This is a genomic window from Saccharopolyspora mangrovi (assembly GCF_035320975.1).
Taxonomy (GTDB): domain Bacteria; phylum Actinomycetota; class Actinomycetes; order Mycobacteriales; family Pseudonocardiaceae; genus Saccharopolyspora; species Saccharopolyspora mangrovi.
This window is the reverse complement of the sequence record NZ_JAWLNX010000009.1, coordinates 70665-92754: the sequence shown is the minus strand read 5'-3', so window position 1 is coordinate 92754 and position 22090 is coordinate 70665. Positions and strand designations below refer to the sequence as shown.

Genomic DNA, 22090 nt, shown 5'->3' with positions numbered 1-22090 from the left:
CAGTACTGTCCATCACAACCGTCCGCAGTCATTCGGACCAACGCTCATCAACCGAAGTCCCCCTCGAGCATCTTCCCGATATCCAATCCCGAGCTGCCGGTCGGTTGGCGCTTCGGTGGCGTGTAGTCCAACGACGGTGGTGGGGGAAGTTCTCCACTCGGCAGGTCGTCGGGGTGCACCTGTTCGAGCTTGATGTGCCAGGTCTTGCCATCGTGCCACTTGTCGACGACCTTGAACGCAGAACCTGCCGGAACGAGGATCTCGGCCTCGCCGCCGTTCGGGTTGAACAGACGGATGTCCTTGCCTGTCTTGAGATCCATGTGGAACTCGACCAGGCCCCGGAACTTGCTCTTCGGCTCCCCGGGGTTGTTCGGGTCCTCGGCGACACTCGTGCTCGTGTACGCCGGTTCGGTGATGACCGAACCCGGCTCATAGCCATCCGCCAGGGCCTGCGCAAAGTCCGGGTTGTCAGTCGTGACGACACGATGCGCCTTGCAGCTCACATCCGGAAGCTGGTTCAGCGCTCCCGAGAGCACCTCGATCCGTTCTCGTTGCTGTCCGAGCGCTTCGGGATCTCCGCTCCGGAGGGCGCGGTTCAGCTCCTCGAAGAAGTTCCGCGTGTACGCGTGAACCTGCAACCGCTCCTCGTGACTCAGCTGGTCAATCCGTGCCGCGAGCTCCGGGTCACGACTGCGCAGCTCATCGAAGTACCTCTTGAACTGGAGCTCCAGCCCGTGCTCCAGATCGGCACCTTGCGGGTGGCGCTCGTAAAAGGACTTGACCGATGTCAAAGCCTCGCGATCAGCGCGGAAGTTCGGATCCGCGACCTGCTGGAGCAGCTCACCGCGATCAACGGGTGCCCGCGAATCGGCACCGAACGTCGTCTCCTCGTCGAGCGTCTCCACCCCTTTGGGACCGTGATCCTCTTGTTCGGCTCCCGCGTGGTCGTCGCCGTGCGGCTTGTCAGGGCTCGGATCGAAGTCATCCAACTTCGGAGTCCCGTGCTCGGGAGCAGCGGAAGAGGGTGTCGCAGCGTCGGCAGGCTTCGACGGCTCGAAGTCGTCGAAAACCTTGTCCCCCTTCGCCGTCGCCTGTGGGGCTTCCGGCGCGGGATTGAACTGGTCCTTCGGCGCGAAGTCGTCTTCGACCTTGTTCGGGGTGCGCGGTGCCTCGTGGTGGACGGGGCCCGGGTCGAAATCGTCCAGGACGGGCTTCGACGTCGCGGGGGTCGCGTGCGAGCTGGGCGCGACGGGCGCGGGTTTCGAATCGTTCGCGGGTTCGAAGTCGGATTTCCAGGAGGAACCCGCCGGAGCATCCGCTGCGGAGGGCGTGCCGGACTGCGCCGGGGTGAAGTCGTCGAGCACGGGCTTCGACGGTGTCGCCGCAGGCGAAACCGGCCCGTTCTGGGGCGCAGCAGTTGGGTGGGCTGTCGAGGGCCCGGGGTTTTGCGGCCTCGGGTTCGGTGCGGTCGGTTGTTGCGGTGCCGACGGGCGCTGTGGAGTCGCGTTGTTCCACGACGTCTGCGGTTGACCGGACGTGCCCGGTGCGGCCGGGTGCGAAGTCGGCGCAGCGGCGTTCGACGCATGCCCGTACGGCTGCGGTTGTGCCCCCGGCCCGTGCCCGCCCTGAGCAGGGGCGGGGGTGTTCTGCGCCCCGTGCCACGGCTGTGCAGGACTGCTGGGCGGGAAAGCGTTCGGTCGCGCGCCTTGCGGCGGGAAGCCCTGCTGCTGCGGTGGGCTCTGCCGAGGCTGCGCGTGCGTCGGCTGCTGCGGAGGCGCGTACCCGCCCTGAGGCTGGTGCGGGGGCTGGTAGCCGCCTTGTTGCGGGTTCGCGGCCTGGTGCTGCGGCTGGGGTGAGTACCCGCCCTGATGCGGGTAGGCCTGCGGCGGCTGCTGCGGGTAGCCACCGGTCGGCTGCTGCGGGTGATTCTGCGGAGCGCTGTGCTGCGGGTACCCCTGCGGCGGCTGCTGCGGGTAGCCCTGATGCGGCTGGTTCGAGTAGTGCGGGGGCGCGCTCGGTTGCGGGTGCGGCTGTGCCGGTCCGGACTGCGGATGGCCCTGATGCGGGTGTGCCTGCGGCTGGTAGCCCTGCTGCGGGTAGGCCTGCGGCTGCTGCTGGTAGCCCTGCTGCTGCGGGTGGCCACCGCTCGGCTGCTGCGGGTAGGCCTGCTGGTGTGGTTGCTGCGGGAAGCCCTGGTGGGGGGCTTGCTGGAAGCCCTGCTGCGGGTGGTAGCCGTGGTTCTGCGGCGGCGGGGCGTACTGCGCCTGTGGGGGTGCGTTGCTGTAGTTGTGGCCCGTGACCGGGTCCGCGGAGAAGTCTTCGTCCTTGCCGCGGCCGAAGATGCCGCGCTTGTGGGCGTCGTCTGCTTGAACGCCGTGGCGGACCCATTCCGGTTGGTGGCCTGGCGGGTAGGGGCTGCTGTGGACCGCCTTGGTGCCGTCGGGGCGGAAGGCCGTCCACTCGCCCGGGGAGTCGAGGCGGGGGTGCGGGGTGCCGGTGTCATCCCTGTCGAACTTGGCCTTGGTTTCGCTGGCGTAGATGTTGCCGTGGTTGTCGACCCACGCGTTGGTGTTCGGGGCCAGGACCTCGACTCCCAGCTCTTCGGAGAGCTGCTGGGCGAAGTTCTTGGAGCCGTCGGGCGCGTCGGCGCCGGTCTCGCAGGAGACCAGGCGGATCGGCGTGCCCTCCTTGTAGCCCGGCGTGCCCTTGATGATCTCGGCGAGTTCCTTGGCATCGAGGTCGTGGCCCTTGAACTTCACGCCGTTGGGGCCACCGTGCATCTCGACGGTGTAGCGGTCCGGGTCGACCGAGCACTGCGGCCGGTGACGAGCCCATTCGGCCCGACCGAAGTAGTTCTCCTTCGGGGGTCTGGTGAACGACAGCCCTGCCCTGTTGGCCTCGATCTCGCGGAGGTCCCGGCCCAGCTTCTCGCGCAGCTCGGGCGAGATGTCGAAGCGAGGCGTGTGGCTCGCCTTGTGGTGGCCGGCCTGCCACTGGTCCTTCGGAGGGGTTTCGGCCGCCATCGACTCCGCCGTCGACACCGTCGGCTGGTCGGGTTTGGGCTGGTCAGGAAGGCTGTTCGGGGCTTCCGGGGCGCGCTGCGCCGGGATCGGCGTGCGAGGCGCGTCCGCCGTGCGCAGGTGGTCGGGGCGTGGCGGAGCAGCGGGTTGCCGCTGCACCGGCGAGCCGGATCGGGCCGCGGCGTGGGACGCGCCGGCGCGGGCGGGCTGCACCGGGGTCGGGCTCTGGCGCGGCGGTGCGTGCCCGCCGCGCGGCGAGTGCGCCGGAGCCGGGCCGTTCGGGCGCGGTCCTGCGGAGTGCCCGGGGGTGCGCGGCGCGTGGGTGGGGGCGTTGCGGGCGGCTCCCGGATGCCCGGAGGTGCCGGTCCACCCTCCCGAGCCCTGCCGTCCACCGCGCGGCGACGGCGCCCCGTTCCCGGGGGACGACGGGCCAGCGGGTGCGTTCGCACCGCCGGTGGGCGCGGCGCCCGACGGCTGATCCGGACGCGGAGCAGCGGGAGCCGCCTGCGGAGACGCGGTTTCCGGGGGCCTGGCGGGGGCGTCAACAGCGGCGGCGGAGGTCTGCGCGGGGGCGCGCGGGACGTCGGAGGTGTGCGTGCCCGCACCACCGGACGCGGAACCGCTCTGCCCACCAGAACCGGCATCCGCGTGGCTCGGGCCGGAAGTCGAACCCGAGTCAGCACGAGGCGACCCGCTGGAGTCCGGGGTCGAACCCGAGTCAGCACGCGCCGAACCACTGGAATCCGACGACGAACCCGAGTCAGCACGCGCCGAACCACCGGAATCCGACGACGAACCGGCGGAGTTCGAGCTGGAACCGGTGTGCGACGACGAACCCGCGTCCGAATCGGCACGCCCGGGCGAACCCGATCCGGCGTCCGCACTCGAACCCGAACCGGAGGATGACCGCGCCTCGGAACCGGAATCGGCGTGCGACTGCCCGCTGGTGCTCGGGAAGTCCGCGCGAGCCGCGCCCGACCCCGCATCACCGTCGCCGCGCACAGCACCGCTCGGGGAATCCCCGCCCTCAGAAGGCGAATCTCCCGAAGACGCCGCTCGCGAGCCGCCCGAGTCCGCGGTCGAACCCGAGCGGGCGGAAGAAGCCGAACCGTCCTCCGAGGAGGTGGAACGCCCCTCCGCCGACGAAGACCCTTGCGCCGAGCGGGAATCGGAGGACGAATCGCCGTCGCCGGAGTCCGATCCTCCTGGGGCGTCCGGGCCGCCGAACTTGGCGTTGTGCTTGCCGACGACGTCGGTGCCGAAGGTCTCGTCGACCTTCTTCCACGTCTTCTCCGCCAGCTTGTCGCCCATCCGCCCGGCGACGTCGAGCTTGTTGGCGACCTTGGAGATCGCCCCAGCACCGGCCTTGCCCTTGTCCCCGAGGGTTTTCATGATGTCGCCGAAGACCTCGGCGAGCTTGGCGAGCTTCGGGGAGACGTTGCTGATCGTCCTGGTCAGCTTGGTGACGATGTCGACGATCTTGGTGACGGTTTTGGAGATGAACGCAATCGCCTGCGGGACGACCCACGCCAGCGACGCGATCGGCGGCAGCAGGGCTTCCAGCGCGTAGGTGATCAGCCGCGAGATGCAGTCGGCGACGAGGTCGCGGACGAACTCGCGGACGAACGAGACCACCTCGCCCATGATCGTCACGACCGAGCTGATGGTCCCTGCCAGCTTCGCCGCTCCCGCGAGCGCTTCGCCCTTCTCGGCAGCCGTCTTGCGGTAGGCGTCGCCCGCGGCGCCCTCCCAGTCCGCGGTGTCGGCCTTGACGGCGGTCTTGTACTGCTGGGCGGCTTCCTCGACCGCCTTGGAGACGTTCTCCCAGGTCTTGCCGTAGGCGGCGACACCGTCGGGATCGCCGGCGAACCAGTCGAGGGCCTCCTTGAGCGGCTGGACGTGCTCGATCAGCCAGGACAGCCCGTAGGAGAGCAGGGTGCCGATCGGGTCGACAGCCATGCTGACGCCCTCCATCGCGAGCCCGCCGTAGGCGAGCCCGGATTCGACCCAGCTGGAGCCCTCGTTGAGGCTGGAGACGTCGTTGACGGATTCGGCGATGCCGATGCCGGACGCCCAGCCCTGGTCACCGGTGCCCTTGGTGATGAATCCGTCGTTGCTCTCCGGCTGCTGCTCGACGAGCGGGTTCGTCACGGCTTCACCCCGCGGATGAGTTCGCTGTTGCGGTCGTCGACCTGCTGGTAGTCCTCGGCGGTGGCGCGCACGTCATCGGCGATCTGCTGCATCGACGTGACGGCCTCGCGCAGCGCCTCCACGCCGTTCTGCTCGACCGGGTCGATCATCCACGCGAACGGTCGGCACAGGATGCCGTAGGCGTCGTTGTCCAGCGAAACCTGCTGCGAGGCATCGACGGCCGTGTTCAGCTGGTCCACCACACCATCCACTTTGGACGCGTGGGTGCGGAGGCTCTCGATGACGACGTTCATCTCATCAGGCATGTGTTGTTCCCCGGGTCAGCGCAGGAAGGAGCCGTTGCCGAAGTCGTCGTCGAAGTCGTCCGGCCGCCTGCGGCCGGGGGACTGCAGGCGGCGCGGCGGCTGGTGGTCGTCCGCCGCGGCGGGCCGGATCTCGTTCGGCTTGGCCCCGCGCGGCGGCTCCTCCTCGGGCGGCGGCTCCGGGAAGTGCCTGCGCGCCTGGTCGAGGACGTGCTGGGCGGCGGAATCGGCCAGCCCGACGGTGTCCTCGACGGCCTGCTGCATCTGACCGGGGATCTTGGCCTGCGCCTGCTGCACGAGCCGCATGATCTCGGCCCCGAGCCTGGGCATCGGGCGGTTGTTCGCGTTGTCGGCGAGCTGCAGGCCCTGCAGCATGCCGGAGGAGGAGATGGTCACCTGGATCGCGCCGTCGCGAGACGTCTCGGTCACCGAGATCTGCTCGACCTGCTGTTGCAGCCGGTTGAACTTCTCGGCCTTCTCCGCGGCGCGGTCCTGCCACTCGCGAACCATGCGCTCGGCGGCACCGATGTCCCTGCCGAAGTCCTCCGCCACAGCACTCCCGTCGATCAACTGTCCAGCGGCTGAGCAGGTTATCAACCGATCGTGTGCCGACAGGTCCGATCGGCGTTTTCGCCACCGAGGCGAGCATCACGGTGACCCGGAAACCGGGAGGTAAGGTCGGGATCGTGGCGGTTGGATGGTTTGCTGAGCTGGCTCAGCCAGATAGCAGGCAGCTGACCGAGGCCCTCCGGGCGGCCGTCCGGGACGGCTCCCTGGCTGCCGGGAGCAGGGTCCCGTCGACCCGGGCGCTCGCCCAGGAGCTCGGCATCGCGCGCGGCACCGTCACGCGCGCCTACAACCAGCTCGTCGCCGAGGGCTTCCTGGTGGCCCGGCAGGGTGCCCCGACCGTCGTCGCCGAGCTCCTCGCGACCCCCGCACCGCCCGACACGCCCGAGCCCGCGCAGCCCGACGTGGCGCGTTGGGACTTCCGGCCGGGGCGCCCGAACCTCAGCTCCTTCCCGCGCCGGGACTGGCTGGCCGCGAGCCGCCGGGCGCTGCGCGACGCGCCCACCGACGACCTCGACTACGGAGACCCGCAGGGGCACCCGAGGCTGCGCGACGCGCTCGCGGGGTACCTCGCGCGCGAGCGGGCGGTGGTGGCGGCACCGGGCAACATCATCGTCTGCAACGGCTACACGCAGGCGTTGTCGCTGCTCAGCAACGCCCTTGCCGACCAGGGAGTGACGTCGATCGACTTCGAGGACCCGTCGGCACCGCACCTGTGGGACATCCCGGCCGGGTTCGGGATGTCGGTCCACGGCGTCCCGGTCGACGACGAGGGCATCGACGTGTCGTCGCTGCGGAGCCGGGCCGTGGTGGTCACGCCGGCGCATCAGTTCCCGCTCGGCGTGAGCATGAGCTCCGCGCGGCGGGCGGAGCTGGCGCGCCGGGCCAAGGACGAGGACCTGCTGGTCATCGACGACGACTACGACGGCGAGTTCCGCTTCGACCGGCAGCCGATGGGCTCGCTGCAGGGCATGGCGCCGGACAACGTCGTCTACGCCGGGACCGCGAGCAAGACCCTTGCGCCCGCACTGCGCCTGGCCTGGCTGGTGCTGCCGTCGCGACTGGTGGAGCCGGTGCGGGAGCTCAAGCGGCACAGCGGGTTGCACGCACCGCTGTTCGAACAGCTGGCCATGACAGAGTTGATCTTGTCGGGGGCCTACGATCAGCACGTCCGCCGATCGCGCGCGACCTACCGGCAGCGCCGCGAGCAGCTCGGTGAAGCGCTGCGCGGGATGCGTGCGAACCACCGGCCCCACCCGGCCGGGATCTCGGCGGGACTGCACGTGACCTTGCAGCTGGATCCGGAGGGACCCACGGAACGCGAGGTTCTCGACAGGGCGCGGCGGCACTCGGTGGAACTCCAGGTGCTGGGGCCGCACTGGGTCAACCCCGGTGCACACCCGCCCGGCGTGATCGTCGGGTACGCGGCACCCTCCGACCAAGCGTTCCGCCCCGCGCTGCAAGCGCTGGTCACCGTCTTGGAGCGGTGACTCGATCGGGCGACACTACGCGTCGCCGACGTGTCCGCAGCACGAATGGGGAACACTTGTTCTATCCTGGTGTTCCCTCCCGCGATAAACAGGAGATTCAGTTGACCGAAGAGCAGACCACCCCGGCCGAGGCCACCGGCGCGGACAGCACGACGCCCACCGCCGTCGCGACCGCGCCCGCCTCGTCCGAGACCCCGGCTCCGGCGACCACCGAGACCTCCGAGGCTCCCGCCGAGGCCCCGAAGAAGCGGCAGACCCGCAAGAGCACCGCGAAGAAGACCCGCACGGTCGAGCTCACCCTCACGGTGACCGGAACCGCGGACGGCGAGTGGCAGGCCGACCTGATGCACCAGGGCAAGCGCGTCGTCCAGGCCCTCCCGGTCGCCGCCGCCGCGGTGTCCAAGGCCGCCGCCGAGCTGAACACGGAGATCTCAGAGACCATCGAGAGCGTCATCAACGAAGCCCGCCAGCAGCACGAGGCCAAGCTCGCCGAGCTGGAGGCCGAGGTCGAGCGGGTCCGCAAGGCGCTCGCCGAGCTCGAGGCCTGACCCGAAGAACCCCCGGGGCGCCGTGGTCCCCTCCCAGGCACGGTCCCCTGGACATGAAGAAGCCCCTGCCCAGCAGGGGCTTCTTCATGCCTTCAGGACGTGCTCGCAGGAGCCGACCGTTCCGGGGACGACCATCGCTGCGAGGGCGAACGACGCCCGAGGCCGGGCTCGGGAGGCACCACGGCACGCGCTCAGAGACCGACGGAGCCGGCGCAGCAGGGCAGACCTGGTCGCTCCGCCGAACCCAACGAAATGATCAAGGGCGGTTCCGGTTGGATCGGACCTCGGCTAGCTTCCAGAACCATGACCCAAGTCCCCGTTGAGCAGACCCTGCCCATGCCCAAGATCGAGGCCGAGGCCCTCGCCGACCAGTACGACGCCCAGCCCTCCCCGGCCGACGACCCCGCCGACGAGGCCTGACCCGAGTCCCTGACCTGCGGCTGCGCGGCCACAGCTCGAATTTCGCGCGAAGTTCGACATCCGTTTTTCGCACTCCAACTTCGCGCGAAATTCGAATCCACCCCGCGCAACCCCGCGCCTGGGGCACCGCGATGTGCCGGTGGGCCTCACGGCGGAAAGGCAGAGCCCCTGCCCGGAGGAGTCGGGCAGGGGCTCTTGGCTACTTCGGAGCAGGACTTCAGCGGTAGTCGCGGCCGAAGTCGTAGTCGTCCAGCGGGACGGCCGCACCGGTGCCGGCGCCGAACACATCCGGGGTGTAGTAGCTGTCGTCGTAGGACGGGATCGCGTAGGCCGCGGCCCGTGCCTCCTCGGTCGGCTGCACCTGGATGTTGCGGTACCGGTTGATGCCCGTACCAGCCGGGATCAACTTACCGATGATCACGTTCTCCTTCAGGCCGACCAGCTTGTCACTCGCGCCCTCGATCGCGGCGTTGGTGAGGATGCGGGTCGTCTCCTGGAAGGAGGCCGCCGACAGCCACGACTCGGTGGCCAGCGACGCCTTGGTGATGCCCATCAGCACCGGACGGCCGGAAGCCGGGTCCCCGCCCTCGGCGACGACGCGGCGGTTCTCCGCCTCGAACTGCGAGCGCTCCACCGGCGAACCGGGCAGGAACTCGGTCGCACCCGAGTCGATGATGATGACCCGGCGCAGCATCTGGCGGACGATGACCTCGACGTGCTTGTCGTGGATGCCCACACCCTGCGACCGGTACACCTCCTGCACCTCGTTCACCAGGTGCAGCTGGGCCTCGCGCGGGCCCATCACGCGCAGCACCTCGTGCGGGTCGACCGCACCTTCCAGCAGCTGCTGACCGACCTCGACGTGGTCGCCGTCGGAGATCTGCCGCTCGGTGCCGTCCACCGAGATCGCCGCGAGCCGCTGACGCTTGGACAGCTTGTCGTAGACGATCTCCTCGCCGCCGTCGTCCGGAATGATCGTGATCTTCCAGTAGCGGTCGTTGTCCTCCAGCCGGATGCGGCCGGAGGTGTCGGCGATCGGGGCCTTGCCCTTCGGGACGCGGGCCTCGAACAGCTCCTGCACACGCGGCAGACCGGTGGTGATGTCGTCACCGGCGACACCGCCCTGGTGGAAGGTGCGCATCGTCAGCTGCGTACCGGGCTCACCGATGGACTGGGCGGCGACGATGCCGACGGCCTCGCCGACGTCGACCAGCTTGCCGGTGGCCATCGAGCGGCCGTAGCAGACCGAGCAGACACCAACGCCGGACTCGCAGGTCAGGACGCTGCGGACCTTGACCTTCGTGACCTTGGCGGCGAGCAGCTTCTCGATCGCCGGGTCACCCAGGTCCGAACCGCGGGCCAGCACGATGTTGCCGTCGGCGTCGGTGACGTCCTCGGCGGTCGTGCGGGCGTAGACGCTGGTCTCGACGTGCTGGTGACGCATGATCCGGCCGTCGTGCAGCACCTCGGCGATCGGCATCTTGACGCCGCGCTCGGTGCCGCAGTCGGTCTCGCGGACGATGACGTCCTGCGAGACGTCCACCAGACGACGGGTCAGGTAACCCGAGTCGGCGGTGCGCAGCGCCGTGTCGGCCAGACCCTTTCGAGCACCGTGGTTGGAGATGAAGTACTCCAGCACGGACAGGCCCTCGCGGAAGTTGGCCTTGATGGGGCGCGGGATGTACTCACCCTTCGGGTTCGACACCAGACCACGCATACCGGCCAGCTGAACGACCTGCGTCATGTTACCGGCCGCCCCGGACTTCACGATCGTGCTGATCGAGTTGTCCTCGGGGAAGTTGGTCTCCATCGCCTCGGCGACCTCGTCCTTGGCCGCCGTCCAGACCTTGACCAGCTCGGCGTTGCGCTCCTGGTAGGACAGCGCACCGCGGCGGTACCGCTTCTCGACCTGGTCGGCCTTGGCCTCGTAGTTGTCGAGGATCTCGGTCTTGTTCGGCGGCACGACCACGTCGGAGATCGACACGGTCACACCGGAACGGGTGGCCCAGTGGAAACCGGCGTCCTTCAGCTTGTCCAGCGTCTGGGCGACGGTGACCATCGGGTACCGCTCGGCGAGGTCGTTGACGATCGCGGCCTGCTTCTTCTTCGGCAGCAGGTCGTCGACGAACGGGTAGTCGTCCGGCAGCAGCTCGTTGAACCAGACGCGGCCCAGCGTGGTCTCAGCGATCCACGGCTGACCCGGCTCCCAGCCCTCCGGCATCTGCTCGGCGTTGGGCACCAGGTCCCGCAGCCGGATCTTGACCTTGGCCTGCAGGTCCAGCACGCCGCGGTCGAAGGACATGATCGCCTCGCCGACCGACGAGAACGCCAGGTCTTCGCCCTTGGCGCCCTCGACCAGGCGGGTCAGGTGGTACAGGCCCGTGACCATGTCCAGACGCGGCATCGCCAGCGGCCGGCCGGAAGCCGGCGACAGGATGTTGTTGCTGGACAGCATCAGGACCCGGGCCTCGGCCTGGGCCTCGGCCGACAGCGGCAGGTGGACCGCCATCTGGTCACCGTCGAAGTCGGCGTTGAACGCCTCGCAGACCAGCGGGTGCAGCTGGATGGCCTTGCCCTCCACCAGCTGCGGCTCGAAGGCCTGGATGCCCAGGCGGTGCAGCGTGGGAGCACGGTTGAGCAGCACCGGGTGCTCGGCGATGACCTCTTCCAGCACGTCCCACACCTGCGGGCGCTGGCGCTCCACCATCCGCTTGGCGGACTTGATGTTCTGCGCGTGGTTGAGGTCGACCAGCCGCTTCATGACGAAGGGCTTGAACAGCTCGACGGCCATTTCCTTCGGCAGACCGCACTGGTGCAGCTTCAGCTGCGGGCCGACGACGATGACCGAACGGCCCGAGTAGTCGACTCGCTTGCCCAGCAGGTTCTGGCGGAAACGACCCTGCTTGCCCTTGAGCAGGTCGGACAGCGACTTCAGCGGCCGGTTACCCGGGCCGGTGACCGGACGCCCGCGACGGCCGTTGTCGAACAGCGCGTCCACGGACTCCTGCAGCATCCGCTTCTCGTTGTTGACGATGATCTCGGGCGCACCGAGGTCGATCAGTCGCTTGAGGCGGTTGTTGCGGTTGATCACGCGGCGGTACAGGTCGTTGAGGTCGGAGGTCGCGAAGCGACCACCGTCGAGCTGCACCATCGGACGCAGGTCCGGCGGGATGACCGGCACGCAGTTGAGCACCATGCCGCTCGGGTCGTTGCCGGTGGCCTGGAAGGCCGCCACGACCTTGAGCCGCTTGAGGGCGCGCAGCTTCTTCTGGCCCTTGCCGCTGCGGATGGTCTCGCGCAGCGACTCGGCCTCGGCGCCGATGTCGAAGTTCGCCAGCAGCGTTTGGATCGCCTCCGCGCCCATGCCACCGGTGAAGTACTCGCCGTACCGGTCGTAGAGTTCGCGGTAGAGGACCTCGTCGGCGATGAGCTGACGCGGCTCCAGCTTGGTGAAGGTGTCCCAGATCTCGTCGAGCTTGTCGAGCTCGCGCTGCGCGCGGTCGCGCAGCTGCTTCATCTCGCGCTCGGCGCCTTCCTTGACCTTGCGGCGCTGGTCGCTCTTGGCGCCTTCGGCCTCGAGCGCGGCCAGGTCGGTCTCGAGCTTCTGGGCCCGGGCCTCCAGGTCGGCGTCGCGCTGGTCGGCGACGCGCTTGCGCTCGACGCTGATCTCGCTCTCCAGCGTCGACAGGTCGTTGTGCCGCAGCTCGGTGTTCACACCGGTGATCACGTAAGCCGCGAAGTAGATGATCTTCTCGAGGTCCTTCGGGGCCAGGTCCAGCAGGTAGCCCAGCCGCGAGGGAACGCCCTTGAAGTACCAGATGTGGGTGACCGCGGCGGCCAGCTCGATGTGACCCATCCGCTCGCGGCGCACCTTGGCGCGGGTGACCTCGACACCGCAGCGCTCGCAGATGATGCCCTTGAAGCGGACCCGCTTGTACTTACCGCAGTAGCACTCCCAGTCCCGGGTCGGACCGAAGATCTTCTCGCAGAAGAGCCCGTCCTTCTCCGGCTTCAGGGTTCGGTAGTTGATGGTCTCGGGCTTCTTGACCTCGCCGTACGACCACTGGCGGATGTCGTCGGCCGTGGCGAGGCCGATGCGGAGTTCATCGAAGAAGTTGACGTCAAGCACGTCGGGTCTTCTCCCTTGGTCGAATGGTGCCTCTCCCGGTGCCACCGGTTGAAGCAAGTGCCAGGTTGGGTCGGTCGCCGGCCCGCGAGATCAGTCCCGCGGGCCGGCGGCGAGGGTCAGTGCGCGATGTCGTCCACCGACGGGTTCTCGTTGCGCGACAGGTTGATGCCGAGGTTGGCAGCGGCTCGCTCCAGGTCCTCGTCCTCGGTGTCGCGCATCTCGATCGCGGCGCCATCGCTGGAGAGCACCTCGACGTTCAGGCACAGCGACTGAAGCTCCTTCAGCAGCACCTTGAACGACTCCGGGATACCCGGCTCGGGGATGTTCTCGCCCTTGACGATCGCTTCGTAGACCTTGACGCGGCCCACCACGTCGTCGGACTTGATCGTCAACAGTTCCTGCAGCGTGTACGCCGCACCGTAGGCCTGCATGGCCCAGCACTCCATCTCACCGAAGCGCTGACCACCGAACTGCGCCTTACCGCCCAGCGGCTGCTGGGTGATCATCGAGTACGGGCCGGTGGAACGGGCGTGGATCTTGTCGTCCACCAGGTGCGACAGCTTGAGGATGTACATGTAGCCGACCGCGGTCGGGTACGGGTACGGCTCACCGCTGCGGCCGTCGAACAGCTGCGCCTTGCCGTCCCCGCCGACCATCCGGTCGCCGTCGCGGTTCGGCTTGGTCGAGCTGAGCAGACCGGTGATCTCCTCCTCCCGCACACCGTCGAAGACGGGGCTGGCGGTGTTGGTCCCGGGCTCGACGTCGAGCAGCTCCTCCGGCAGGCGCTTGGCCCACTCGGCATCGGGGTCGATCGTCCAACCGCGCGAGGCGATCCAGCCGAGGTGCGTCTCCAGCACCTGGCCGATGTTCATCCGTCGCGGAACACCGTGGGTGTTCAGGATGATGTCGACCGGGGTGCCGTCGGACAGGAACGGCATGTCCTCGGCGGGCAGGATCTTGCCGATGACGCCCTTGTTGCCGTGGCGGCCGGCGAGCTTGTCGCCGTCCTGGATCTTGCGCTTCTGCGCGACGTAGACCCGCACCAGCTGGTTGACGCCCGGGGGCAGCTCGTCGTCGTCCTCGCGGTTGAACACGCGGACGCCGATGACCTTGCCGGTCTCGCCGTGCGGCACCTTCAGCGAGGTGTCGCGGACCTCGCGGGCCTTCTCGCCGAAGATGGCGCGCAGCAGCCGCTCCTCCGGGGTCAGCTCGGTCTCGCCCTTCGGGGTGACCTTGCCGACCAGGATGTCGCCGCCCTGCACCTCGGCACCGATGCGGATGATGCCGCGCTCGTCGAGGTCGGCCAGCACGTCGTCGGAGACGTTCGGGATGTCCCGGGTGATCTCCTCGGCACCGAGCTTGGTGTCGCGGGCGTCGACCTCGTGCTCCTCGATGTGGATCGAGGTGAGCACGTCGTCCTGCACCAGGCGCTGGCTCAGGATGATCGCGTCCTCGTAGTTGTGCCCCTCCCACGGCATGATCGCCACGAGCAGGTTCTTGCCCAGGGCCATCTCGCCGTTCTCGGTGCACGGTCCGTCCGCGATGACCTGCCCGGCCTCGATCCGGTCGCCCTCGTTGACGATCGGCTTCTGGTTGATGCAGGTGCCGTGGTTGGACCGGGAGAACTTCTCCATCCGGTACGAGCGGCGGGTGCCGTCGTCGGCCATGATCGTGACGAAGTCGGCGGTCAGCTCCTCGACCACGCCCGCCTTCTCGGCGGTGATCACGTCACCGGCGTCGACCGCGGCGCGCAGCTCCATGCCGGTGCCGACCAGCGGGGACTCGCTGCGCAGCAGCGGCACCGCCTGACGCTGCATGTTCGCACCCATCAGGGCGCGGTTGGCGTCGTCGTGCTCCAGGAACGGGATCATCGCGGTCGCGGCGGAGACCATCTGCCGCGGCGAGACGTCCATGTAGTCGATCTCGGTGGGGGCGAGCAGCTCGACCTCGCCGCCCTTCCGCCGACCCAGCACGCGCTCGTCGACGAAGTTGCCCTCGTCGTCGATCACCGCGTTGGCCTGGGCCTTGACGTAGCGGTCCTCTTCATCGGCCGTCAGGTAGTCGATCTGGTCGGTGACCCGGCCGTCGACGACCTTGCGGTACGGCGTCTCGATGAAGCCGAACGGGTTGACCCGCGCGAAGGTGGCCAGCGAGCCGATCAGACCGATGTTCGGGCCTTCCGGCGTCTCGATCGGGCACATGCGGCCGTAGTGCGAGGGGTGCACGTCTCGGACTTCCATGCCGGCGCGCTCACGGGACAGACCGCCCGGGCCGAGCGCGGAGAGACGACGCTTGTGCGTCAGACCCGCGATCGGGTTGGTCTGGTCCATGAACTGCGACAGCTGCGAGGTGCCGAAGAACTCCCGGATCGCCGCCGTGATCGGGCGGATGTTGATCAGGGTCTGCGGCGTGATCGCCTCGACGTCCTGCGTGGTCATCCGCTCGCGGACGACGCGCTCCATGCGCGACAGGCCCACCCGGACCTGGTTCTGGATCAGTTCGCCGACGGTGCGCAGGCGGCGGTTGCCGAAGTGGTCGATGTCGTCGACCTCGACCGGGATGTTGTCGCCGGCGTCCTCACCGCGAGCGGGCATCTCGGTCTCACCCGCGTGCAGGCGGACCAGGTACTCGATCGTGGTGACGATGTCCTCTTCGGTCAGCACCCCGGTCTCGTAGGACTGGGAGAGACCGATCTTCTTGTTGACCTTGTAGCGACCGACGCGAGCCAGGTCGTAGCGCTTCTCCTTGAAGAACAGGTTCTCCAGGAGGGTCTGCGCGCTCTCCTTCGTCGGCGGTTCGCCCGGGCGCAGCTTGCGGTAGATGTCCAGCAGCGCCTCGTCGGTGCCGCCGGTGTGGTCCTTCTCGAGGGTCGCCATCAGCGTTTCGGAGAAGCCGAAGCGCTCGCGGATGGCCTCGGTCGACCAGCCCAGCGCCTTGAGCAGCACGGTGACCGGCTGACGGCGCTTGCGGTCGATGCGGACACCGACGGTGTCGCGCTTGTCGACGTCGAACTCCAGCCACGCACCGCGGCTGGGGATGATCTTGACGCTGAAGACGTCCTTGTCGGTGGTCTTGTCGACCGACTGGTCGAAGTAGACACCGGGGGAACGCACGAGCTGGGAGACGACGACCCGCTCGGTTCCGTTGATGATGAAGGTGCCCTTGTCGGTCATCATCGGGAAGTCACCCATGAACACCGTCTGGCTCTTGATCTCGCCAGTCGAGTGGTTGGTGAATTCAGCGGTGACGAACAGCGGGGCCGCGTAGGTCATGTCCTTGTCCGTGCACTCCCCGACGGAGGCCTTGACCTCGTCGAAGCGCGGATCGGAGAAAGACAGCGACATCGATCCGGAGAAGTCCTCGATCGGGGAGATCTCGCTCAGGACCTCCTCAAGACCACCAACCGGATTGTCCTCGCCGGCGTCGACCCGGCGCTGGAACCAGGCCTCGTTACCGACAAGCCATTCGAAGGACTGGATCTGCAGGTCTAGCAGGTTCGGCACGTTCAGCGGCTCGCGAATGTTCGCGAACGAGACCCGCTTGGGTGCCCCAGGGATCCCCGACGTGTAGTTGGAAGCTGCAGAGACCTTGGTCGCGCGGGAGACTGCCAAGATGCGTCCTTCCGGGACTCTGAACTGGCTACAGCCATGCTCACCGCGAAAAGCGCGCGTCAGGCAAGCGCGCAGACCGCTAGCACAGCTGTCAAGGGTGCAATGGCGCCGACCATCCTACGGTCAAGTGCGGGACAGACCAATAAGAGGGCAGCGCAAAGTAGCAGTCTAGCCGGAAGGACGCCAGCTGTCGAGGGGGCCCACCGATGGCGACCCAGCCCCGCGTTGAGGACCAGAGTGAACCCGCGCGCGCTCTCAGTCAAGAGATCACCGATCGATCACCCTCGTGGCGGAAAACACGATCACCTCGAGTGACCGCGAGGAAGGCCTTTTAACCTGGTCAGGCGCTTTTGATCATCGCATGAGGGTGTTCTGTCACGCCGTTGGCGAACCCCCGCCGATCGGCTCTTGACAACTCTCTGAACACCGCGCCGAGTTCACGCGGAAGGGTCGTCCGGAGAGCCGCGCAGCCGCCGCCGAGCTCCGCGAGACCACCCGGGACCACTTCGCCGCGCGCGATCTCCACCCGAAAGAGGCCAATCGCGCCCGGCCCGTCCCTTCCGCGACGCAGGCCACACAATTCGCACGAACCCCATCTGCCCCAATTCGCGCACCCTCAGGATTGGGCTCGCCCCAGAACCCGTGAGCGAAATTCGGAAGTTCCGGTTTCACGATCTTGGAAACATTGGTTCAGGCCAATTCGCGGGACCACCCGAGACCACTCGGGTGCGGTGGAACATCTGGAAACGACCGTTCATGATCAACTACGGTGAGTGACGGCACGGTGCGTGACCTGGACGGCCGTCGCCCGAACGTCGTAACGCAACGGCCCCGACATCGACTCCGAGCGACCGTCGAAGCGGCTTGACCACATCGAGACCCCGGGATGCCGCAAACATTCCCCTACGGGGCTGAACCCGTCGCGCAGAGCTAGTAGTTTCTTCACTCGAAGCTCAGCAATTACATCCAACGGGGGGATGTGATGCCTCTGGGGGCGATCCCACCCAGTAACACATGGGCTACTCGACAATTACCTCCGCCGGTAACGTGAGACGACCACCGCTTCCCGACCGGTGCCCGGCAGGCCACAGGAGAGAAACGACCGATGACAGACGATGCAAGCCGCGCGAGCGAGCGGTTCCGCGGGCTGCAGCGTTGGACCGGAGGCAAGGACCAGAGCGGCCCTCAACCCCCACAATCCAGTTGGTTCGCCCCGGAGGACGACGGCGACGCCGCACCGGAGGCCCCCGACGCAAGACCGGGCGGACCGCACACCGGCACCAACCCGGGCCTCGGCGGACCTGGGCCGGGCGGACCCGGCGCCGGTGGCCAGCAAGCGGTCGGTCCCAACCCCGGCGGGACCGAACGGCGCAGCGCTGAGCAGCGCTACGGCGACGCCATCGCGGCGATGAACCAGATCGTCACCACGCTCGACTTCAGCAACCTGCCCTGGGTCACCGAGGTCTTCCGCAACACCGCGGGAGTGCTGCGCGAGGACGACCCGGCCCGGGCCGGGGTGCTCAACAACCTCGGCAGCGCGGCGCAGCTCCGGCACGTGCAGAGCCGCGACCTCGCCGACCTCGAAGACGCCATCGGCTACTACCGGTCGGCGACGAACTCCGCGCACTCCGGCGACCGCGACCGCATCCTCTACTTCTGCAACCTCGCGCTCGCCCTCACCGACCTCGCGGGCAAGACCGGCCAGGCGCAGATCGCGGCCGACAGCGCGCAGGTCGCCCGCGACGCCGTGGCGCAGACCCCCAAGCGCGACCAGCGCCGCCCGATGGTGCTGCTGCGACTGGCCAACGCGCTGAAGCTGCACGCGCAGCTCGCCGATTCGGCGGAATCCGACGAGGAGTCCATCGCGGTGTTCCGGGAGGCCGCGCGGATCTCCCCGGCCAGCGACGCCACCACTTCCGAGCTGCTGATCAACCTCGGCTCCGCGCTCATGCGGCGCTACCAGCGCACCGGCGACCAGGACGATCTCGACGAGTCCATCAAGCACCTCTACGCCGGATCCGGGGCGCTGCCCGACGGCGACGTCCGGCGCGGCGGGCTGTGCCGGTACTCCGAGGCGCTGCGGCTGCGCTTCCAGCGCAACGGCGACCTCACCGACCTCAACTCCGCGATCAACGAGCTGATCGGCGTCCTCGGGGTGCTCGAAGGCGGGAACCTGCAGCTGGGCCTGGCCGTTTGGCAGCTGGCCGCCGCGACCGTCGAGCACGTCGACGCCACCGGCGAGGCAGGGCAGCTGCGCCGGGTGCTGCGCCCGATCACCCCCGCGGTGCGGGCGATGGCCGCCGAGGACACCTACCGCTCGCTGGCGCTGGGCGGCTACGCGATCCTGCTGCGCAGGCACTTCCTGCACGGCGGCGAGGCCAAGGCGCTGGACACCGCGGTCACCGCCGGGGAAGCGGCGGTGGAGGCCGCCACGCCCTCCCGGCGCGCGCGGATGATCACCGCGCTCAACACCAGCCTGCTGGTCCGCTACGAGCACGGCGAGAACCGCGACGACCTGGACCGCGCCGCCGACCTGGCGCGCGAGGCGGCCAAGGACTCGGTGCCCCGGACCCAGCACATCGCGTGGGTGCAGCTGGGCGCGGTGCTGGCGCACCGGTTCCAGCGGGCCGGGCGCGCGCAGGACGTCGAGACCGCCATCGAGCTGTTCGACCAGGCGCTGATCGCGATGCCGGAGACCACGCCGGGACGGGCGGCGGTGTCCATCCAGCTCGGTCTCGCGCTGCAGGCGCTGCACCAGCGCACCGGCCGCAGGCGCTACTACCGGTGGGCGCGCAAGGTGCTCACCGAAGCCGCCACCCAGGTCAACGCGCCCGCCGAGCAGCGGCTGCGGGCCGCAGCCCTGGCCGGCCGGATCAGCGCGCAGGAGCAGCGCTGGTCGGAGGCGCTGGAGTCGTTCAGCGTCGCCGTCGAACTGCTGCCGCTGATGACGCGCGGCAAGCGGGTCGTGGCCTCGCCGAGCGCGCAGCAGCGGTGGGCCTCGATCGTGGCCGACGCGGCGGCCAGCGCCATCGAAGCCGGTGAGCCGGACAAGGCGGTGGAGCTCATCGAGCACGGCCGGTCGGCGATATTGGCCGACTTCCTGCCCAGCGGTGGCGAGCTCGGGGTCCTGCACCGCGACCACCCGGACCTGGCCGACGAGATCGTGCGGCTGCGGCGCTTGCTGGACCGCCCGGCCGAGGACCCCGACCTCGGCGACGCCGACGACCGGATGCGACTCGCCGACGCGTGGTCGGCGCTGATCGACGAGGTCCGCGAGGTGCAGCCGGGGCATCTGCGGATGCAGCCGTTCGTCGAGCTCAGCGGGGTCGGCGGCGACGGGTCGGTGGCGATCGTCAACCTCAGCCGGTACCGCTCGGACGTGCTGGTGATCTTCGGCGGGCGGGTGCTGACCGTGCCGATCCCGCACGCCACGCCGGACAAGGCGGGCGAGCAGGCGCTCGCGCTGCTGTCCGCCGCCCAGCAGGACGACCACGCGTCGATCGCCGAGGTGCTCGACTGGACGTGGGTGCGACTGGTGCGCCCGGTGCTGGACCGGATGGGGTACCTCAACACCCCGGCGGCGGGTTCGCGCTGGCCGCGGGTGTGGTGGAGCTGCTTCGGCGCGGCGGCCTACCTGCCGCTGCACGCCGCGACCGCGCACGCCGGGGCCTCCGCGCTGGACCGCGTCGTCTCGTCGTACACGCCGACGCTCGGTTGCCTGCTGCGCGCCCGGACCCGGCCGGTGCCGGAAGGCGAGGCGCTGGTGGCGGCCGGGTCGGCGGAGCAGGTCTCGCGCGAGTTGCCGCCGCAGAACCAGGTCCTCGCGCAGCACTGGCCGACGGCGGAGATCGTCTCGACGGAGAGCGCCAGCGCGACCGACGTGCTGCGGATGCTCCCGAACTACCCGTGGGTGCACATCTGCGAGCCGAGCTCGCAGTTCCCGGCCCAGCCCGCCGCGGGCATGCTGCTGGACCGGGACGGTCAGCGGCCGCTGGGACTGGTGGAGCTCGGGCAGGTGGCCCTGGACAAGGCCGAGTTCTGCTACCTCGGTCAAGTCGCCACGGCCGCCGACCTGCCGTGCGCCGCAGCGCTGTCGCTGACCTCGGCACTGGGCTTCGCCGGGTTCACGCACGTCATCGGCACCCTGTGGGAGGTCGACGCGGCGAGCGCGGTGGAGGTGCACGCGGACTTCTACTCGGAGGTCTTCGGGCAGAACGGCTACGGCACCGACGGCTCCGCCTACGCCCTGCACAACGCAGCGCGGGAGCTCCGCAACGCCCACCCCAGCGACCACGCCACCTGGAGCGCCCACGTCCACGTGGGCCCCTGACGCGACCACGTCCCGCACGACCGCCGGAGGTGGCAGTTCCAGGTGGAACCGCCACCTCCGGCGCTCAGCGCAGGGTGAGCTGGGTGATCTTCCAGCTGTCGCCTTGCTTCTCGGCGCTGACCGAGAGCTGGGCGGGGCCGATGTTGGACTCGCCGGTGTTGGCTCGCATGGCGTGCTGGTCGACGAAGACCAGGACCTCCGCCCGGTCGCCTTCCAACCGGGTCACCGCGCTGTTCTTCACCGTGGTGGTGACGATCAGCTGCTGCTGCGGGGCCTGCTGCTTGACCAGGGCGAACAGCTCGTTGTACTTCTGCACGGCCGAGCCGACCAGCAGGTCCTTGGCCGCGTTCTCGGTCTTGGCCGTGTCGTTGAAGTCGTAGGAGAAGAGCTTCTCGATGCCGTCGCTGACCTGGCCGTTGACCTCGCTGGTCGCACCGGCCGAGGTCAGCGCCTCGTTGGCGGCGGGCCCGGTGTTGTAGGTCGTGTAGGTCGCGACGCCGAAGAAGATCGCCAGCGCGAACAGCAGCGCCGTCGCGCCCCACAGCACCCACGGCTTCCCGGCTGCACCGGACGTCGAGTCGGACTCCGGCTCAGCCGACTCCTGCTCAGCGCTCTCAGGCTCAGCGCCCGCCGAGTCCACGCCCTCCGACTCGGGCGCGGCCTCGGCCGTCCCGGACTCGTCGGAGGCGGACGCGGAGTCCTGCTCCTCGTCCGAAACAGCCTCGCTGACCTGGGTTTCCGGCTCAGCGTCCGCGGTCTCGGTGGTCTCCGGCGCCTCGGCGGCGGCCGTCGGCTCCGGGGTCTCGGTCACCGCAGTGCCGTTGGCCTGGTCGTTGTCCTCCGACTTCGCGGCGGCCTCGGCCGAGGCGGGCGAAGTGGGGCGCTTGCGCAGCCCGGCCACCTTCGGCCGGCGGGCCGCTGGCTGCTGCCGGTTCGTGCCGGAACGGCGGTTGGTTGGCACTGGCTGTACTCCTCGAATCGCTTTCGGGTCTCGCCGTTCAGCCGACCGGGACGGTGCCCAGTCCGCTGATCTTCCAGACGTCGCCCTCACGCGTGAGTTCTGCCTGGTAGCGATCCTGCTTGTTGGCCGGGGGCTGGCCCTCGACGGTGACCGTGATCTGCATGACCGCGATCATCCGGGCCTTGCCCGCGTTCTCGTCGAGCTCGACGATGCCGGCGTCCAGCACGCGTGCGCTGGTGGTGCTCTTGGCCTGCTGGATGCGGGTCGCGTAGTCCTTGCGGCCCTGCTTGACCTCGTCCCGCAGCGCACCGGTGGAGTTGTCCTCCCACCGCTGCAGGCCGCGGTCGACGTCCTTGTAGTCCAGGGTGTTGAAGTTGATGATCGCTTCCTGACCCTGCTGCAGAGCCTCGTCGCGGGTCTCGGCGTAGGCCACCGACGAGTTGTTGATGGCCAGCACCCACAGCACCCCGAGCACCAGGGCGCACACCAGGCTCACCACGAACAGCACCAGCGACAGCTTGGGCCGCCGGCGAGCGGTGTCGGCTTGAACGGTCACGTGTT

General features: G+C 69.0%; 10 protein-coding genes. 3 read left to right on the top strand and 7 right to left on the bottom strand.

Annotation, left to right across the window (positions count from 1 at the left end):
- Nucleotides 1–47: 47 nt before the first annotated feature.
- From R4I43_RS15040 to R4I43_RS15030, 3 genes are read right to left on the bottom strand one after another with little or no spacing between them, the layout of a single operon-like run.
- Nucleotides 48–5171, bottom strand: a complete 5124-nt coding sequence (locus tag R4I43_RS15040; RefSeq protein WP_324266243.1) for a WXG100-like domain-containing protein — start codon at nucleotides 5169–5171, stop codon at nucleotides 48–50.
- On the bottom strand, nucleotides 5168–5476 hold the full coding sequence (locus R4I43_RS15035) for an ESX-1 secretion-associated protein (RefSeq protein ID WP_324266242.1): 309 nt from the start codon (nucleotides 5474–5476) through the stop codon (nucleotides 5168–5170). Before R4I43_RS15035 ends, R4I43_RS15040 begins: the two co-directional genes overlap by 4 nt.
- A 15-nt stretch (nucleotides 5477–5491) precedes the next feature.
- Nucleotides 5492–6025: a YbaB/EbfC family nucleoid-associated protein gene (locus R4I43_RS15030; RefSeq protein ID WP_324266241.1), complete on the bottom strand. Its 534-nt coding sequence runs from the start codon at nucleotides 6023–6025 to the stop codon at nucleotides 5492–5494.
- A gap of 134 nt (nucleotides 6026–6159) precedes the next feature.
- On the opposite strand from R4I43_RS15030, the gene pdxR reads away from it, so the two are divergent.
- Both pdxR and R4I43_RS15020 read left to right on the top strand, forming a co-directional pair.
- Nucleotides 6160–7530, top strand: coding sequence for a MocR-like pyridoxine biosynthesis transcription factor PdxR (gene pdxR / locus R4I43_RS15025; protein WP_324266240.1), 1371 nt, complete (start codon nucleotides 6160–6162; stop codon nucleotides 7528–7530).
- Nucleotides 7531–7631: 101 nt separating this feature from the next.
- On the top strand, nucleotides 7632–8078 hold the full coding sequence (locus tag R4I43_RS15020) for a DUF6319 family protein (RefSeq protein ID WP_324266239.1): 447 nt from the start codon (nucleotides 7632–7634) through the stop codon (nucleotides 8076–8078).
- Nucleotides 8079–8715: 637 nt separating this feature from the next.
- Here R4I43_RS15020 and R4I43_RS15015 read toward each other — a convergent pair.
- Both R4I43_RS15015 and rpoB read right to left on the bottom strand, forming a co-directional pair.
- Complete coding sequence (locus tag R4I43_RS15015) at nucleotides 8716–12627, bottom strand: DNA-directed RNA polymerase subunit beta' (RefSeq protein WP_324266238.1); 3912 nt, start codon at nucleotides 12625–12627, stop codon at nucleotides 8716–8718.
- 116 nt (nucleotides 12628–12743) lie between these two features.
- Nucleotides 12744–16238 (bottom strand): DNA-directed RNA polymerase subunit beta, encoded by a 3495-nt coding sequence (gene rpoB, locus R4I43_RS15010; RefSeq protein ID WP_324266237.1) that lies wholly within the window; start codon nucleotides 16236–16238, stop codon nucleotides 12744–12746.
- 1105 nt (nucleotides 16239–17343) lie between these two features.
- On the opposite strand from rpoB, the gene R4I43_RS15005 reads away from it, so the two are divergent.
- Nucleotides 17344–20568, top strand: a complete 3225-nt coding sequence (locus R4I43_RS15005) for a CHAT domain-containing protein (RefSeq protein ID WP_324266236.1) — start codon at nucleotides 17344–17346, stop codon at nucleotides 20566–20568.
- 64 nt (nucleotides 20569–20632) lie between these two features.
- On the opposite strand, the gene R4I43_RS15000 is transcribed toward R4I43_RS15005, so the two are convergent.
- Together R4I43_RS15000 and R4I43_RS14995 are read right to left on the bottom strand one after the other, a co-directional pair.
- Nucleotides 20633–21529 carry a prolipoprotein diacylglyceryl transferase gene (locus R4I43_RS15000; protein WP_324266235.1) on the bottom strand — a complete coding sequence of 299 codons (897 nt, stop codon included), beginning with the start codon at nucleotides 21527–21529 and terminating at the stop codon, nucleotides 20633–20635.
- A 37-nt stretch (nucleotides 21530–21566) separates the two neighbouring features.
- Nucleotides 21567–22085 (bottom strand): nuclear transport factor 2 family protein, encoded by a 519-nt coding sequence (locus R4I43_RS14995; protein ID WP_324266234.1) that lies wholly within the window; start codon nucleotides 22083–22085, stop codon nucleotides 21567–21569.
- Between the last annotated feature and the right edge of the window lie 5 nt (nucleotides 22086–22090).

Bases quoted from the DNA above. Each gene is read 5' to 3' on its own strand.
- R4I43_RS15035 (WP_324266242.1), bottom strand. From the start codon at position 5,476: ATGCCTGATGAGATGAACGTCGTCATCGAGAGCCTCCGCACCCACGCG.
- R4I43_RS15005 (WP_324266236.1), top strand. From the start codon at position 17,344: ATGACAGACGATGCAAGCCGCGCGAGCGAGCGGTTCCGCGGGCTGCAG.